At 56.4% G+C, this 16,808-nt stretch carries 17 protein-coding genes; 14 read left to right on the forward strand and 3 right to left on the reverse strand.

The features are described from left to right. On the forward strand, nucleotides 1–561 hold a 561-nt coding region (locus tag B2R48_RS02280), incomplete at its 5' end, for a mechanosensitive ion channel family protein (RefSeq protein WP_296997301.1). A gap of 32 nt (nucleotides 562–593) precedes the next feature. Here the strand turns inward: B2R48_RS02280 and B2R48_RS02285 are convergent. Next, nucleotides 594–1,952, reverse strand: coding sequence for a YihY family inner membrane protein (locus B2R48_RS02285; protein ID WP_296997304.1), 1,359 nt, complete (start codon nucleotides 1,950–1,952; stop codon nucleotides 594–596). A 202-nt stretch (nucleotides 1,953–2,154) separates the two neighbouring features. Between B2R48_RS02285 and fabI the strand changes: the two genes are divergently transcribed. From fabI to B2R48_RS02320, 7 genes are all read left to right on the forward strand, one after another. Further along, nucleotides 2,155–2,985 (forward strand): enoyl-ACP reductase FabI, encoded by an 831-nt coding sequence (gene fabI, locus B2R48_RS02290; protein WP_296997306.1) that lies wholly within the window; start codon nucleotides 2,155–2,157, stop codon nucleotides 2,983–2,985. An 83-nt stretch (nucleotides 2,986–3,068) separates the two neighbouring features. Continuing rightward, the gene (gene aroC, locus B2R48_RS02295) at nucleotides 3,069–4,172 is read left to right on the forward strand and encodes a chorismate synthase (RefSeq protein ID WP_296997309.1); all 1,104 of its coding nucleotides are present in this window, start codon (nucleotides 3,069–3,071) and stop codon (nucleotides 4,170–4,172) included. A 48-nt stretch (nucleotides 4,173–4,220) separates the two neighbouring features. After that, nucleotides 4,221–5,390, forward strand: coding sequence for a hypothetical protein (locus tag B2R48_RS02300; RefSeq protein ID WP_296997311.1), 1,170 nt, complete (start codon nucleotides 4,221–4,223; stop codon nucleotides 5,388–5,390). 186 nt (nucleotides 5,391–5,576) lie between these two features. Beyond that, nucleotides 5,577–6,191 carry an intradiol ring-cleavage dioxygenase gene (locus B2R48_RS02305; RefSeq protein ID WP_296997313.1) on the forward strand — a complete coding sequence of 205 codons (615 nt, stop codon included), beginning with the start codon at nucleotides 5,577–5,579 and terminating at the stop codon, nucleotides 6,189–6,191. 144 nt (nucleotides 6,192–6,335) lie between these two features. Further along, nucleotides 6,336–6,944 carry a TetR/AcrR family transcriptional regulator gene (locus B2R48_RS02310; protein WP_296997316.1) on the forward strand — a complete coding sequence of 203 codons (609 nt, stop codon included), beginning with the start codon at nucleotides 6,336–6,338 and terminating at the stop codon, nucleotides 6,942–6,944. A gap of 59 nt (nucleotides 6,945–7,003) precedes the next feature. Further along, nucleotides 7,004–7,480, forward strand: a complete 477-nt coding sequence (locus tag B2R48_RS02315; RefSeq protein ID WP_296997318.1) for a DUF2269 family protein — start codon at nucleotides 7,004–7,006, stop codon at nucleotides 7,478–7,480. A 125-nt stretch (nucleotides 7,481–7,605) separates the two neighbouring features. Next, nucleotides 7,606–8,034 (forward strand): GlcG/HbpS family heme-binding protein, encoded by a 429-nt coding sequence (locus B2R48_RS02320; RefSeq protein ID WP_008891292.1) that lies wholly within the window; start codon nucleotides 7,606–7,608, stop codon nucleotides 8,032–8,034. A gap of 34 nt (nucleotides 8,035–8,068) precedes the next feature. Here the strand turns inward: B2R48_RS02320 and B2R48_RS02325 are convergent, their stop codons facing one another. Both B2R48_RS02325 and B2R48_RS02330 read right to left on the reverse strand, forming a co-directional pair. Further along, nucleotides 8,069–8,809: a TlyA family RNA methyltransferase gene (locus tag B2R48_RS02325; RefSeq protein WP_296997323.1), complete on the reverse strand. Its 741-nt coding sequence runs from the start codon at nucleotides 8,807–8,809 to the stop codon at nucleotides 8,069–8,071. 62 nt (nucleotides 8,810–8,871) lie between these two features. Then, on the reverse strand, nucleotides 8,872–9,549 hold the full coding sequence (locus B2R48_RS02330) for a GntR family transcriptional regulator (protein ID WP_062957642.1): 678 nt from the start codon (nucleotides 9,547–9,549) through the stop codon (nucleotides 8,872–8,874). A gap of 317 nt (nucleotides 9,550–9,866) precedes the next feature. Between B2R48_RS02330 and dctP the strand changes: the two genes are divergently transcribed. The 6 genes from dctP to B2R48_RS02360 all read left to right on the forward strand — a co-directional run. Continuing rightward, entirely contained in the window at nucleotides 9,867–10,874 is a 1,008-nt protein-coding gene (gene dctP / locus B2R48_RS02335) for a TRAP transporter substrate-binding protein DctP (RefSeq protein WP_062957641.1), read from the forward strand. A gap of 100 nt (nucleotides 10,875–10,974) precedes the next feature. Further along, nucleotides 10,975–11,664, forward strand: coding sequence for a TRAP transporter small permease (locus tag B2R48_RS02340; protein WP_062957640.1), 690 nt, complete (start codon nucleotides 10,975–10,977; stop codon nucleotides 11,662–11,664). A 12-nt stretch (nucleotides 11,665–11,676) separates the two neighbouring features. Then, nucleotides 11,677–12,993, forward strand: coding sequence for a TRAP transporter large permease (locus tag B2R48_RS02345; RefSeq protein ID WP_213472484.1), 1,317 nt, complete (start codon nucleotides 11,677–11,679; stop codon nucleotides 12,991–12,993). After that, the gene (locus tag B2R48_RS02350; RefSeq protein ID WP_296997335.1) at nucleotides 12,993–14,309 is read left to right on the forward strand and encodes a malonyl-CoA decarboxylase; all 1,317 of its coding nucleotides are present in this window, start codon (nucleotides 12,993–12,995) and stop codon (nucleotides 14,307–14,309) included. The genes B2R48_RS02345 and B2R48_RS02350 overlap by 1 nt, the downstream gene beginning before the upstream one ends. 12 nt (nucleotides 14,310–14,321) lie before the next feature. Beyond that, nucleotides 14,322–15,839: a malonate--CoA ligase gene (locus B2R48_RS02355; protein ID WP_296997338.1), complete on the forward strand. Its 1,518-nt coding sequence runs from the start codon at nucleotides 14,322–14,324 to the stop codon at nucleotides 15,837–15,839. Between the two features lie 277 nt (nucleotides 15,840–16,116). Beyond that, on the forward strand, nucleotides 16,117–16,808 hold a 692-nt coding region (locus tag B2R48_RS02360), incomplete at its 3' end, for a YkgJ family cysteine cluster protein (RefSeq protein ID WP_296997342.1).

The following is a 16,808-nucleotide window of genomic DNA, read 5'->3' on the forward strand; positions in this document are numbered from 1 at the left end:
GCCAACCTGATCAGCGGCGTGATCCTGTTGCTCGACCGATCGATAAAGCCCGGCGACGTCATTGCGATTGGCGATACCTTTGGCTGGATTCAGTCACTGGGCGCGCGTTACACCGCCGTTCGCACCCGCGATGGCACGGAATTTCTGATCCCGAACGAAGACCTGATCACCAATCAGGTCGAAAACTGGAGCCACTCGGACGTCAAGCTGCGCCTGAAAGTGCCGGTCGGCATTTCCTATAACTGTGACCCTCACCTTGCGATCAAACTGTGCAACGAGGCGGCGGCAAAATGCCCCCGCGTGCAGGATAACCCGGGTCCCAACACCCTGATGCGCGGTTTTGGCGATAACTCGGTCGATCTTGAAATCCGGTTCTGGATCAACGATCCGCAAAATGGCCGCGGCAACGTCATCAGCGAAGTTTTGCTCAATGTCTGGGATGCCTTTATCGAACACAATATCGAAATCCCGTTCCCGCAACGCGACCTGCACCTGCGCAGCGGCGACGCCCCGATCCGCGTGGAAATGACCAGCGCCAGGGCACACGCCCCCAAAGACTAGGAACATGTTCCGCCGAATTAGCCGCCCCGTCGCTAGTTCATGGCGTTGCTGATCTCTTTCTCGTCGATATCGCCGCCCTTGTCCTGATCAGGGTCTTTCTTGATCTGCTCGGGGACCTTGTCTTCGGGACGCGGCGTATCAAGCAGTTCGCCAACCTTCACATCCAGAACCGTCTCACGCTTTTTCTCAAGCTCGATCAGGCGTTCGCGCATGGCAACCGGCCAACCACCATCTGTTCGCACCACCAGCAAGCGGTCGTAATCCAGAAAAAGCCCCAAACGCGTCATCAAATCCATCAGCGAAATGCGTGACAGATCCCCCGACAGCAGCCAGCGGTGCTTGTCAGAACGTTCAATCAGTTTTTGTCGCCGCAATGCGGCCAGCGCCCAGTTAAGATCACGCCCGCCCAGCTTCACATCGCGCATCATCCTGCGATAGGTCGGCGGTTTGGCTGCCTCGTGAAAGCAATTTTGCAAATATTCCAGCACACGCAGCACGGCGATAATCCGTTCCATATGCCCGGGCACCGCAACGCGTGGATCGGGGATCAGGCCCGCCGCCCGTGCCGCCCGCCATTCGGACCGGCCCGCCGCCACCTGCGCACCCAAAAGAATCACGATCCAGGTCAGATACATCCACAACAGGAATATCGGGACAATCGCGACCGCACCATAGATCGTCTGATAGGTCGGAAAGGTGGTGACGTAAAACCCGAAGCCTTTTTTCAGCGTCTCGAACAGAACCGCTGCGACCAGCCCGCCAACGCCCCCGTCAACAACACTGACCGAGCGGTTCGGCATGCCAATGAACAGCAGGGAAAAGGCCATCGCAGACAGAATGAATGGCGCAAGGAATGTAAGCTGACCGATCTGCCCGCCAAGTACCTCGCCGCCGACAAGATGGCGCATGGCAAAAATGTAGGACGCCAGTGAAAGGCTCAGACCCAGCAACATTGGCCCGACGGTTAGAAGCGTCCAGAACACGACAAGGCGCGACAGCAGTTTGCGCGGACTGGTGACGCGAAACACATCGTTCATCGCCCCTTCGATGGCGCTTAGGAACATCACCGCCGTCAAACCCAGAACGATTGTGCCAATCGCCGTCATTTGCCCGGTATTTTGCAGGAAATCACCCAGATAGCCGGTCACCTGTTCACCGGTTTCCGGCAGGAAATTGTTCAGGACCACATTCATGATCTGGTCCTTGAACTCATCAAAGACCGGAAACGCAGAAAGCACCGTCAGCGCAATCGCCAGAAACGGCACCATCGCCAGAAGCGTCGTATAGGAAAGCCCGGCTGCCCGTTGCACGGATTTGTCATGAACAAAACGCATGACGGCGTAACGCCAGAACGCCGTTCGGTCAGCCAGCAATTTCTGAATTTCGACCATTAAACGCTTATCCCCACGCATTTTCCGGTTATACTACACTTGATCAACAGGATAGCGCGCCTGCACGCGTTATGACAGGTCAGATTGACCTTGGCCGTGCTTTGTGTAGGATGCGCCGAATGTCTAATGCCTTCTGGGCCGGTCGCGGCTTTTCTTGAATGCCTCTACCTGCCAGAGAGAGATCGTGGGAACGAGAGGGAATATGAGCCTGTCCACCGACAACATTTCAGGCCTGATGGCCGGTAAACGCGGCCTGATCATGGGCGTCGCCAACGACAAATCGATTGCCTGGGGCATTGCACGTGCGGCCGCAGCGGCCGGCGCCGAAGTGGCCTTTACCTTCCAGGGCGAAGCCCTTGAAAAACGTGTGCGCCCGCTCGCAGAGTCTGTTGGCAGCAACATCGTTCTGCCATGTGACGTGACCGATGCGGCCAGCATGGATGCCGTGTTCGAGACGCTTAAGGAAAAATGGGGCAAGCTTGACTTTGTCGTGCATGCCATCGGCTTCTCCGACAAGAGCGAACTGCGTGGTCGCTATGTCGATACCTCGCCGGAAAACTTTGCGCTTTCGATGAACATCTCGGTCTATTCCTTTACCGCGATCGCACAGCGCGCTGAAAAACTGATGACCGATGGTGGTTCGCTTCTGACGCTCTCCTATTACGGCGCAGAAAAGGTCATGCCGCATTACAACGTCATGGGCGTTGCCAAGGCCGCCCTTGAAGCCAGCGTGAAATACCTTGCCAATGACCTTGGACCAGACCGCATTCGCGTCAACGCCATTTCGGCGGGCCCGATGAAGACCCTTGCCGCATCGGGGATTGGCGATTTCCGCTATATCCTGAAATGGAACGAATACAACTCACCGATGCGCCGCAACGTTACGCTTGATGATGTTGGCGGATCGGGCCTGTACTTCCTCTCTGATCTTTCGACCGGTGTTACGGGCGAAACCCATCATGTCGATTGCGGTTACCACACCGTTGGCATGAAGCAGGCAGACGCACCTGACATCACTGTCCAGAAATCCTGATCTGGGCCTGATATGATTTTGCGGGCTGCCCTGACGGGTGGCCCGTTTTGTCTCTAAACTATTTGAATTCTGGATAATCGGTTATGGCTGGCAACAGTTTTGGAACACTTTTCCGCTTCACCACCTTTGGCGAAAGCCACGGTCCGGCCATTGGCTGTGTCGTTGATGGTGTGCCGCCCCTGCTTGAACTGACCGAGTCCGACATTCAGGATTACCTTGAAAAACGCAAACCCGGTCAGTCGCGCTTTACCACCCAACGCCGCGAACCTGATCAGGTCAAAATCCTTTCGGGCGTTTTCGAAGGCAAAACCACCGGCACCCCGATCGGGCTTCTGATCGAAAACGTCGATCAGCGTTCCAAGGATTACGGCGAAATCAAAAACCAGTTCCGCCCCGGTCATGCCGACTACACCTATTGGGAAAAATACGGCACCCGCGATTACCGCGGCGGCGGCCGTTCTTCGGCGCGTGAAACCGCCATGCGGGTTGCCGCCGGTGCAATTGCGCGCAAGGTGCTGGGTGATAACATCAAAATCCGTGCGGCCCTGGTCAAAATGGGCACCAAGGAAATCAATCGCGCGAACTGGGACTGGGATGAGGTTGATAACAACCCGTTCTTCTGCCCGGACCCAGAAGCCGTGCCGGTGTTCGAGGAATATCTTGATGGCCTGCGCAAGGATGGCTCATCGGTTGGCGCAGTGATCGAGGTTGTTTGTTCTGGCGTCCCGGTTGGCCTTGGTGATCCGGTTTATGACAAACTTGACGCCGATCTGGCCAAGGCGATGATGACGATCAACGCCGTCAAGGGCGTTGAAATCGGCAATGGTTTTGAAGCCGCCGAACTGACGGGCATTGAAAATGCCGATGAAATGCGCTTGGGCGAAGATGGCAAACCGGTATTTGGCTCCAACCATGCCGGTGGGATCCTCGGCGGGATTTCATCGGGGCAGGACATTGTCGTGCGCTTTGCTGTCAAACCGACCAGCTCGATCCTCACCCCGCGCAAAAGCCTTGATATCTATGGCAAGGAAGTCGACGTCGTCACCAAGGGCCGCCATGATCCATGTGTTGGCATCCGTGGCGTTCCGGTGGGCGAAGCCATGGCTGCCATCACACTGGCTGACCACCTTCTGCGCCACCGCGCACAGTGCGAAGGCTGGAACACGAACAAGCATTTCCCGAGCTGATTTCGCTACTTTATCGGGTCTTTCGAGTTTCACATCACAAACGGGTTTGTGCCACGTCTTAGGGTCATGAACCCGATATTGCTCAAAACCCTGATCCAACTTGCTGCGTCAAACAAAAAGCCCGCCCCCACCGGGACGGTTGGCAGTGACGCGCAGCTTAAAAACCGCATCGTTCTTTTCTCGGACGAGGCCGTCAACCTGCCCGACTGGGGTATTTCGGGGCTCCCGGCCATGATACTGGGGGCTGCACCGCAAACCTGCCTGTTCGTCGGCGACCTGCATGTTGACAGCCCCGGCGACGATGAAAGCCCCCCACACAGCGATGACGCAGAAACAGACAGTTCCGATCCCCCATCAGATGGAACGGTTTCCTTCTCGCTTACCATCAAGTCAACGCCCGATCCCGCAAGCACGCTTCAGGCCCGTACGATTGTTTGGAAATTGTCACTGCCGATTGCGGGTTACCGTGATGTGCAGACCGGCGCGGGCAACACCACTGTGCGCGCGCCGGTGATCAAATCGCGCCTCAAACTGGGCGGCATTGAACGCGATGTTGAAATCGGTCTGCTGGAAATGGGCGGCCTTGAACAGCCGCTTTTGATTGGCAAGGACACGCTGGCCGACAAGTTTTTGATCCGCCCGGACAGGCCCGCCGACCAAAAAGCCGCCAATCCGCCTGCTGTTGACCTGAACCAGCACGTGGCAGAAGCACCAAAACCAGCCGGGACTGACGCCAAAAGCGATGACGTCACGGCAAAGGATACACCTGCGCCAAGCTCTGATTCCGAAACAAAACCGGCATCAAGCACCGCCGATGACAAGGCGCACGCAGCATCCGTCACCGATGCAAAACCCGACGCTAACACTTCCCCGGATCAGACAACAGCCGCCACACCGGAAAACAACACCACGCCAGACACATCACAGCAGACCGAGACCGCAGATACGCCAACCCACGACCAGAATGCGGCAAACCCGGCACCCGACACACAACAAAACAAGGCCGCACCGGACGCCGCTTCGACCACGGCTGACGGCAATGATACATCTGCAACACCCGACACACCAACTGACACGGCTGCGAACGCAGAAAACCAAACCAACCCCGACGATCCAAGCAAAGCGCAAGAAGGCGTCAAAACATCTGGCGAGCCCACGACATCACAGACCGGATCAGAAACCGCCAAACCAGCCGACCGCGCACCTAAACCGGCGTAAGTTCCCACAGAACCTGAAGCCCCCTGAAGCCCCTGGCTCCCCTGCGCCGCCCTTTGAAAGGGTGGCGCTTTTTTTATAAGCCGGGGCAATTTTCCAATGGTTTCATCTTGTAGTTTGCCTTCGCGACCACATCTTTATCCCATAACGAAAAACGACCCGAAATGCGGTTGGGAAAAGGCAAGACGAATGACAACACATCTGGATCTGTCCAGCCTGTCGCGCCGATCTGCGATAAAGGGCTGGTTTGCCACAGGCGCGGCAATCATCGGCCATACCATTCTGGCACCGGCCGCCCACGCCAGTGACACAACCCTGCCGGCAACCCCGGCCTGCGGCGAGGATATCGGCCCGACACGTTCAATGACCGAGGGCCCGTTTTATTCGCAAAACCCGCCAGAAAAACGCAACTTTCGGACAGACACGGATGGCAGCCCGGTGACACTGATCGGTTACGTGCTCAGCACCACCTGCACGCCGATTGCCAATGCGATTGTCGATCTCTGGCACGCCGATGCCAATGGCCGATATGACAATCAGGGTTTTAGCATGCGCGGCTATCAGCGCACCGACGCCCAGGGACGCTATTATTTTGACACCATCCGCCCGGCCGAATATGCCGGACGGACCCCGCATTACCACATCAAGATCACCCCGCCCAACGGCCCAACCCTGACCACGCAACTCTATTTCCCCGAAGAGCCCCGCAACGAACTGGACCACCTGTTTGACAGCGCGCTTTTGATGAAGATGCGCCCGGCAAGCGACGGCGAGATCAGCCGGTTTGATTTTGTGCTGGCTTAAACAGGCCATCACGTCCCGACATCATAACACCAAGCCCGATGACAAGACCCGGTTCACCTGAAAAGCGTGATTTTGGCCTTGCGCTAATGTGTATTCCGCTTTAATGTTAACAAAGTTAACATAAGAAAATCGAGATACGCGCAAATGGGAAAATATCACCACGGTGATGTCCGCAACGTCCTTCTGCAACAAGCTGAAAACATCCTGACGGACGAAGGCCCGGCTGGTTTGTCGCTACGGCGCCTCGCGCGGCTGACCGGTGTGTCGGAAGCCGCCCCCTATCGCCATTTTGACGGCAAGGATGGCATTTTGGCGGCAGTCGCCATCGCCGCCTTTGAACGGTTTGCCGAACAACTTGAAACTGCTGCCGCCAGCACGGAAAACCATGAAGAACGCATCATGGCGCTGGGGGCTGCCTATGTGCAGTTCGCGGTCGAAAACCCGCAACATTTCCGCCTGATCTTTGGTCGGGAACGCCCGCCACTCGATCAATATCCGGAATTGCGCGATGCCGCCGACAACGCCTTTGACGTCTTGCAGCGCGCGGTCACATCGGTTGATCGCAAGGCTGAAATGACTCTGGCGGAGGCTGCAAGCGCCTATAACCGTGCCCTTGCCGCATGGAGCCGTGCACACGGCATAGCCATGCTGGTGATTGATGGCATGATCGTGCCGCCCGCGGATCAGGATCTTTCAGGTTTTGTTCTGGGTCTTCTGGCCGAGGACCTTACCATCCCGACCAACGCCGAATAACAGCTCGAACGCTTCATCATCCCGCATTGGGGTCTGCCCACAACCAACCGGAATTTCAGATGGAATATTCAACCGTCAAACTCATTCACGTTCTTGGCGCTATCCTGTTTTTGGGCAATATCATTGTCTCGGCCGTTTGGAAAATACAGGCAGACCGCACCAACAACCCGGTCGTCATCGCTTTTGCCTGTCGTCTGATCAACATCACTGATCTGGCCTTCACCACCCTTGGCTCGGCTCTGCTTGTGATTGGCGGCATCGGGCTGTTTCACGCCACCGGCATATCACTTTCTGATGCCCCCTATCTGATCTATGGCATCAGCCTGTATGGCATGGCCGCGATGCTGTGGCTGGCAGGCCTGCTGCCGCTTCAGATCTATATGTCAAAGATTGCGGCCAAGACCGTGGCAGATGGCGAAACCGAAATGCCCGCAAGCTATGAGAAATGCCGCAGGCTGTGGAACATGGTTGGCCGCATCGCCATCCTGTTTCCACTCGGCGCGCTTTACCTGATGATCATGCGTCCGGACTTCTGAGTAGCGGGCGTTGCATGCCGCGCCTTCCACCATACGGAAAGCCGTTTTATATGATTGATCGGCTTTTGGCGCTGCCCGTACTATGCCGGCATTAGATTAATGATAACGCCCGGGAGAAAAGTCCGATGTTGACCATCAAACGCCTGTCCATTGAGGATGCCTATATCCTGATCGAAGGGGCCCGCAACCGTGCCAATGAGATCGGGGTTCCGATGTGCATTGCCATCACCGACGAATCCGGTGTTCTGATCGCGTTTGAACGCATGGATGGCGGCAAGGTCACCAGCACCACCATCGCCCAGGATAAATCCTTTACCGCATCGGGTGCGCGCAAGGGCACGCATGAATATGCCGCCGCTGCCCAGCCGGGCAAACCGGCCTATGGCATCGATAGTGAAATTGGCGGTCGCCTGTCGATTGTCGCCGGTGGTCTGCCAGTATTCGTTGATGGTGAATGTGTCGGCGGTATCGGCGTCAGTTCCGGCACCCCGCCGCAGGATCAGGACTGCGCACAGGCCGGTATTGATTTCTTCATGAAGAAAATCGGCAAATAATCTGATGATCGCGGGCGGAAGTTTGGCCGGTTGATCAGGCCGTTTTCCGCCCGCAAATCAGGAACTCAACATTGCCTTCGGGGCCGGTGATCGGGCTTTTGGTAATGCCAAGCACCTCCCAGCCCGGAAGATTGGCCAGCCAGTCGGAAATGGTATCGCAGACTTCCTGATGCAATTCGGGTTCGCGTACGACACCTTTTTTGCCGACACGCTCCTTGCCGACTTCAAATTGTGGCTTGATCAGCGCAATCAGATAGCCGCCATCCTTGACCCGCTCAATACTGGCCGGAAGCACGGTGCGCAGACCAATGAAGCTGGCATCACACACGACGATATCGATGGCGTCAGAAATCTGTTCTGCGGTCAAATGGCGCGCATTGGTCTTTTCCATGACCACAACACGCTCATCATTGCGCAGCTTCCAGTCAAGCTGCCCCTGCCCGACATCAACGGCATAGACCTTGGCCGCTCCGTTCTGAAGCAGAACGTCGGTAAAGCCACCTGTCGAGGCCCCGACATCGACACCGATAAAACCGGTCACGTCGATCTCAAATTCTGCCAGACCCTTTTCAAGCTTGAGCCCGCCGCGCGAAACCCACGGATGGGGCTGCCCGCGCAGCGTAATGCAAATGTCTTCCTTGCACGGCATGCCCGGCTTATCGAGCCGTTGCTCGCCGCTAAAGACATTGCCTGCCATGATGAAAGCCTGTGCCTTGGACCGGGTTTCCACCAGCCCACGTTCCACAAGCAACTGATCCAAACGTTTCTTTGCCATGCGCGCGTTTTACCCTACCGGCCCGAAAAGGTCACGCATTTGGTCATATCAAATAATGGGAATTAGCTTGCCAACGGTTCCAGATACCCGCGCGGCACAATGGCGAGAAGGTCATTAAGCGACTCACCCTGAACCGCCACATGCTGCTGCATCAACTTGCCAGCCGTTTCGGCCTCACCATTGGCAATCGCATTCAGGATATCGGCATGCTCGTTGTTCGATGTCTTAACACGCCCCGGCCGATGCAACTGCAAGCGGCGATACGGTGCCAGACGGTTGCGCACATTCTTGGTCTGACGCTCAAGGAAACTGTTGCGACACCCGGCATAGATCGCCTCATGGAAGCGCACATTGGCCTCGTAATAGGCATCGGCATCCGCATGATCCTTAAGCGCACCGCATTCATCAGACAGCGCGATCAGATTATCGATATCAACGCGCGGCATGCGACGTGCCGCCAGACGCGCGCACATCGCTTCAAGTTCCGCCATGACTTCAAACATTTCGATCAGTTCGGCAACCGTGATGGCAGCAACAATTGTGCCCCGGCGCGGCATGGTCGCAACCAACCCGGACCCGGCAAGGGTTTGCAACGCTTCACGTACCGGGGTGCGCGATACGCCGAACCGTTCACTTAACGAGCGTTCATCAAGTTTGTCGCCGGGCTTGAGCACGCCAGTCACGATATCGCGTTCAAGTTTCTGGACCAGATCGGTGGCAAGCTTTCCGTTTTGCGACATGTGCGCCCTCATTCATCATCACTCACTGGTATACCAGAACACATATTCTGGTACCAATCAAAGCCTTTTCGATGCTGCTCTGCGAAGTTTTTTCTGCTGCGACGCAAAAGTTCAGATCAGGTTTTCCCTGATACACGGGCAAATACTCCAGCGCTGATTTGTGGCACTGCAAAATCACATTCTGGTATACAAAATTGCATGGACAGCATGCCAGAAATCTGTAACGCTTTTCACCAATGCGAAAACCGCATCAATAAAAAGACGCGCAAAAGCCGTCACAATGCATTCAAAACGCATGCTTCATCCGGGAGGAAAAGATGAAGATTTTCAAAAAGACTCTTACGGCGTCTGTCGCCGCCATCTCCATGTCCGTTGCCGCCTTTGGCATGTCTGCCTCCGCCGGTGCCGAGACGCTCAAGCTGTCACATCAGTGGTCCACCAGCGATGTCCGTCACAAAGTGGCAGAAATCATCGCCAACGAAGTCAAGGCCGCTGACGTTGATCTGGAAATCCAGATCTTCCCGTCCGGCTCGCTGTTCAAGGCGAAGGAACAGTGGACTCCGATGACGCGCGGCCAGCTTGACATGATTGTCTATCCGCTCGCCTACGCCGGTGGTCGTATTCCGGCAACCAACCTGACGCTGATGCCCGCCCTGGTCAAAAACCATGACCATGCACAGCGCATCAACGAATCCCCGTTCATGGCCAAAATCGAAGAGCTCCTGAACGATGACGGTGTCGTCACCGTCGCCAAGGGCTGGCTTGCCGGTGGCTTTGCCTCGACCCAGGGATGCATAAAAAAGCCCGAAGACGTCAAAGGCCTGCAGATCCGTGCAGCCGGTAAATCGTTCGAACAGATGCTTCAGGGTGCTGGCGGTTCCATCGCCGCAATGCCAAGCTCGGAAATCTATCCGGCCATGCAGACCGGTGTTCTTGACGCGGCAAACACCAGCTCTTCAAGCTTTGTGTCCTATCGTATCTACGAGCAGGTCAAATGCTACACGCCGGCAGCTGGCAACGCGTTGTGGTTCATGTACCAGCCGGTCCTGATGTCCAAGCGCAGCTATGACAAGCTCAATGACGCGCAGAAAGACGCCCTCGCAGCTGCCGCAAAAGTCGCCGAAGAGTACTACACTGCCGAAGGCCGTAAACAGGACTCTGATAGCGTCGAGGTCTTCAAGGAAGCCGGTGTGGAAATCGCCGACCTTTCGGACGAGGACTTTGCAGCATGGCAGGCGATTGCCATGAAAACCTCCTATGCCAAGTTCGTGGAAGAAACCCCGAACGGTCAGGAACTTCTCGACATGGCGCTTGCTGTAAAGTGATCCATGCCTGATCTGATGGTGGTGCCGGTGATCCGGCACCACCCTGATTTCTCAACACGACCAGACCATAACACCACGGTTCCGTCAGAGGAGTACGCGCGTGTCCAACGCCATGTCCCCGCACCCACTGCCCATTGATCTGCCCGATGATTTCGCGCAGACCCGAAGTGCGTCGCATTCCGTTAAATCCGATATGCCGCCCCCGCCTGATGTCGAACCAATCGACCATCACGGTCCGCAGGCAAACCGCAATACACAAATTCCGCACGGCCCGGTTGATAACATCATTGCCGTCATTCATTTCCTGTCGCGTGTATGTGGCGTTGCCTCGGCATCGATGTTTGGCATCGCGATGCTGATCATTTGCCAGCTGGTCTTCATGCGCTATGTGCTCAATGATTCCACCGTCTGGCAAACCGAAGCCGTGATCTTCCTGATGATTGGCGCAACACTTGTTGGCCTGCCCTATGTTCAGTTGCTGCGCGGTCACGTCAATGTCGACCTGCTGCCGCTTTATCTCAAACGTGGCGCACGCATGACCCTTGCCATTGTCACCCTGTCTCTGGGCATGGCAATCGCCGCAATGTTTGCCTTTTACGGTCTGGAACTGGTGATCGAAGCCTATGAAGGCGGCTGGTTGTCCGAAACCATCTGGGCCGTGCCGCTGTGGAAGCCGTTCTCGGCCCTGCCGATTGGCTTTGGCTTGCTGTTCTTGCAGTTCTTCGCCGATTTCCTGTCCCTCATCACGCGCAGATCGACCCCGTTCGATATTCGCGACGACGCATTCTAAGGAGGCCGCACCATGGATCCCTTGCTTCTTGCGGCCATTGTTGGCATCGCGACCACCCTTGTTCTTTTCTCCGGCATTCCGGTCGGCATCGGCCTGATTTTGGTCAGTATCGGTTTTATCGTCATCTTTGATGGCACCGGCTCGCTGCCGCTTCTGCCTGAAATTCTGTTTGGCAAACTCGAAAGTTTCGAAGTCCTCGCCATCCCGATGTTCATTCTGATGGGGGCGGTTGTTGCCTCATCGCGTGCTGGTGGTGACCTTTATTCGGTTCTTGATCGCTGGCTGACGCGTGTTCCGGGCGGGCTTGTGATTTCAAACCTTGGTGCATGCGCCATCTTTTCCGCCCTGTCCGGCTCGTCGCCTGCCACCTGTGCGGCGATCGGCAAGATGGGCATCCCGGCCATGCGCGAACGCGGTTTCCCAGATACGGTTGCGGCAGGCTCGATCGCCGCTGGCGGGACGCTGGGCATTCTGATCCCGCCAAGTGTCACCATGATTGTCTATGGCATCTCGACCGAGACCTCGATCGGGCGTCTGTTCCTGGCGGGACTTCTGCCGGGTCTGCTGGTGACGGTTCTGTTCATGGCATGGTCGCTTTATTCGACCTGGCGTCAGGGCAATGCCCAGGCTGCCCTTGGCGTGATCAAATACAGCTGGAAGGAAAAGTTTGAAATCCTTCCGCGCGTTCTGCCCTTCCTTGTCATCATTGGTGCTGTTCTGTTCGCCCTTTATGGTGGCGTTGCGACACCTTCGGAAACGGCCGGTGTTGGCGCACTGTTCTGCCTTGTCACGGCGATGATCGTGTATCGCATGTGGAAACCGGGTCAGCTCTGGAATGTCATGCGTGACACCACCAAAGAGTCGGTGATGATCCTTTTGATCATCGGCGCGGCGGGCCTGTTTAGCTACATGCTGTCATCGCTTCTGGTCACCCAGTCGATTGCACAGTGGATCTCCGCCCTCGAGGTCAACCGCTGGGTCCTGATGGGCTTCATCAATCTGTTCCTGCTGATCAGTGGTTTCTTCCTGCCGCCGGTCGCCGTGATCCTGATGAGCGCGCCGATCCTGCTGCCGGTGATCATCAATGCCGGGTTCGACCCGTACTGGTTTGCCGTGATCCTGACGATCAATATGGAAATCGGCCTGATCACCCCGCCGGTTGGTTTGAACCTGTATGTGATCAATGGTATTGCCCCTGATATCCGTCTGCAAAGCATCCTGAAGGGCGCATTCCCCTATGTGCTGTGCATGATCGCGGCCATCATCATTCTGTGCTTCTTCCCGCAGATCGCCACCTGGCTTCCGGAAACGGTTATTGGAGGACGCTGATGTCAGGCATGTCTGTCAAAAGCTGGCTTTCAAGTATTGCCGACCGTGGTCGGGAACTGCTTGACCTGCCGATTTCAACCCCGCAAGAACCGCTCAAACAACTCGGTGCCATGTGCAGGGACCTTGTCTCGCAAAAAGGCGAGGCACGTGGCACCGCGGTTGCCCGCGAAGTGGTCCGCCTTTGGGAAAGCCTGCCCGAAGAAGACCATCTGGCCTTCTTCCAGATGATGCAAAACGACTTTAGTGCCGACCGCACCAAAGTCACCAAGGCGGCCGAGGCCTTTGCCAAGGACCCGTCCGAGGCCAACCTTGCGGCTCTGACCCAGGCGTCCGAACCGGTCCGTCAGGAACTTCTGCGCAAGATCAATATGGCACCGGGTGGCACGCGGGCGATTGTCGATATGCGTGAAACCCTGATCGGGGTTTTGAAAGACAACCGCGATCTTGAACCGCTCAATGCCGATATGCAGCACCTGCTGACCAGTTGGTTTAACCGTGGTTTCCTTGAACTGCGCCATATCGACTGGGACACGTCGGCAGCCATCCTTGAAAAACTGATCCGCTATGAAGCAGTTCATGAAATTCAGGGCTGGGAAGATCTGCGCCGTCGTCTAGCGACGGATCGGAAATGCTTTGCCTTCTTCCATCCGGCCATCCCCGACGATCCGCTGATCTTTGTTGAGGTCGCATTGGTCCATGGTCTGGCCGATAGCGTTCAGGCGCTTCTGGCCCCGGAAATCGATGAAAAGGCCCCCGAAACAGCCAACACCGCGATTTTCTATTCAATCAGCAACTGTCAGGCGGGGCTCAAGGGGATTTCGTTTGGCAACTTCCTGATCAAACAGGTGGTCGAGGAACTCAAACGCGAATTCCCGCAACTCAAGCAGTTCGCCACCCTGTCGCCCATTCCGGGCTTCATGGGCTGGTTGCGCACCCTCCAGAAAAGCAAGGCCGATGATGCCAAGCTTGCCGGTCAGGTGCTTGCGGGCCTAAGCGAGGACGACTGGATCAATGATCCGGTCAAGGTCGCGAACCTGAAAAAGCCGACATTGGCGCTGTGTGCGACTTATCTTGCCACCTGCAAACGCGGCAAATCACCGCTCGACCCCACCGCGCGGTTCCATCTGGGTAATGGTGCACAGCTTGAACGCCTGAACTGGCTTGGCGATACGTCGGACAAGGGTCTGCGTCAGGCTGGCGGCATGATGGTGAATTACGCCTATCACCTTGATGATATCGAGAAAAACCACGAAGCACTGATGAATGACGGAAAGATCGCCACATCGAAATCCGTCGCACAGCTTGCCGGAATTTAAACAGGTATGACCATGTCAGATAATCTTCTTCAATCCTTTCTGGACCGTTTTCCGGCCGACAAATCGCGCACATTCCTGATCGAACGCGACGGGACCGAACGCAGCTTTGCATGGTTGCTTGATCGCACCGGGCGTTATGCCGCAGTCCTTGCCGCCCATGGTGTGGTCAAGGGCGACCGGGTCGCCGCACAGGTCGACAAATCATCCGATGTCATCGCGCTTTACCTTGCCTGCCTGCAGCTTGGCGCCATTCATTTGCCACTTAACACGGCCTATACCGGTGACGAGATCGCCTATTTCCTGGGTGACGCCGCCCCGCGTGTCTTTGTCTGCCGTCCGGCCCATATCGATGCGGCCAAGGAACTCGGTGACAAGAATGACGTCGCTGCTGTTCTGTCGCTTGGTTCAAATGGGGATGGCAGCCTGAATGACGAAGCCGCGAACGCCACCGCCATGACCGACATTGTGGCCGCAGACAAGGACGACGTTGCCGCAATCCTTTACACATCGGGCACGACGGGCCGGTCCAAGGGTGCGATGCTGACCCATAATAATCTGGGCTCGAACGCCAAGACCCTGCATCAGGCCTGGGGCTTCCAGCCGGGGGATACATTGCTGCATGCCCTGCCGCTGTTCCACACCCACGGTCTGTTTGTGGCGATCAACATCATGCTGATGAATGGCGGCAAGGTGATCCTGCTTCCGAAATTCGATGCAGATGACGTGATTGAACGCCTGCCGCAATCAACCGTGCTGATGGGCGTTCCGACCTTCTATACCCGCTTGCTGGCACATCCGCAGTTCACCAAGGACATCACGGCGAATATGCGCCTGTTCGTTTCGGGCTCCGCCCCGCTTCTGGCCGAAACCCATGACGCGTTCTTTGAACGTACCGGGCACAAGATCCTTGAACGCTATGGCATGACCGAAACCTGCATGAACACCTCCAACCCGCTTGATGGCGAACGTCGTCCGGGTGCGGTTGGTCCGACCCTGCCGGGGATCGAGGCCCGCGTTTGTGACAAGGATGGCAACATCCTGGGGGCTGGCGAAATCGGCGTGCTTGAAGTTCGTGGCCCGAACGTTTTCAAGGGGTACTGGCAGATGCCCGAAAAAACCGCGTCCGAATTCCGCAAGGACGGTTTCTTTATCACCGGCGATCTCGCCACCATTGGCGAAGACGGTTATGTCACCATCGTTGGTCGTGACAAGGATCTGATCATCTCCGGCGGCTTCAACGTCTATCCCAAGGAAGTCGAAGAAGTCATCGCCGAATATGACGAGGTCGATGAAGTCGCGATCTTTGGCCTGCCCCACCCCGATTTTGGCGAAGCCGTTGCCGGTGTGATTGTCGTGGCCAATGGCGATCAACCTGATCCCGACGCCCTGATCAAGCGCACGCAGGACAAACTGGCGAAGTTCAAGGTGCCCAAGCGCATCTGGGTCATCAAGGAACTGCCGCGCAACACCATGGGCAAAATCCAGAAGGCCCAGTTGCGCAAGCAATATGAGGACACTTTTACCGCCTGAACCGCCTAAAACTTATAGCCATACTCCCGCTGCCGGGAACCGTCTTGCGAACAGATGGTTCGCGCCCGCAGCACCCATCGGGTCTTCGACCCAACCTTCCGGCCGGATTTATCTGGCCGGATTTTTTTTGTGCGCCATCACAAAGGCCTGAACACCACGACTTCTAACATTATGCAATTGTTAGGGAATGACGGCAAAGAATGCTAAATTAGAAAAAACAACAAAGAGCAACCTGCAGGCTTGTCCAAAAGTGCCAGAACGAAAGTGACTGGGATTGATGACCAAGCTTGACGACGCCTTAGACCGAATATCGCGCGACATCGCCCAAACCGGTGCCCTGACAACAGAGGCATCGCGTCGCTATGACCAGATGTTTGCCGACTTCCGCACCGAGCTGGATCGTACCATTGATACATCCACCTCACTTGCCGATGCTGCCAACGCCACAATGGCGTTACTCGAACAGGCATCGACCCTTCTGCGCGAAAGCTTCCCGAACCCCGCGCCACGTGCGTGTCGCGATCAATGCAGTGCGTGTTGCCATCTGTTTGTCAGCGTCCCGCCCGGTGTCAGCGACCTGATCGCAGCACATATCAAGGCAACCTTCACCCCGCCAGAACAACAGGCCCTGCTGGATCGACTGAGAACTGCCGCAAGCGAGATCGAGAAATTCACCAAAACCAGTGACGTTCGTGTGCGCTGCCCGCTTCTTGATGAAAATGAACGCTGCAGCATATATGCCGTTCGCCCGCTCACATGTCGCGCATTCACGTCCTCTGATGCTGGTTTGTGTCACGCCATGGTCTTTGGCGACACCACGCAACAATCCACTCGCATTGATCAGGATCCGGGCCACTACCGCCTGCATATCGAAGCAACCGAAGCCCTACAAAATCTTGCGACCCGGCGCGGATTGAATGATCGGCAGGAAGGTTTCGTGCATGGGCTGCTCGATCGGCTTGAAAACGG

Origin of the sequence: Thalassospira sp. UBA848 (assembly GCF_002295455.1) — a bacterium.
Lineage (GTDB): Bacteria > Pseudomonadota > Alphaproteobacteria > Rhodospirillales > Thalassospiraceae > Thalassospira.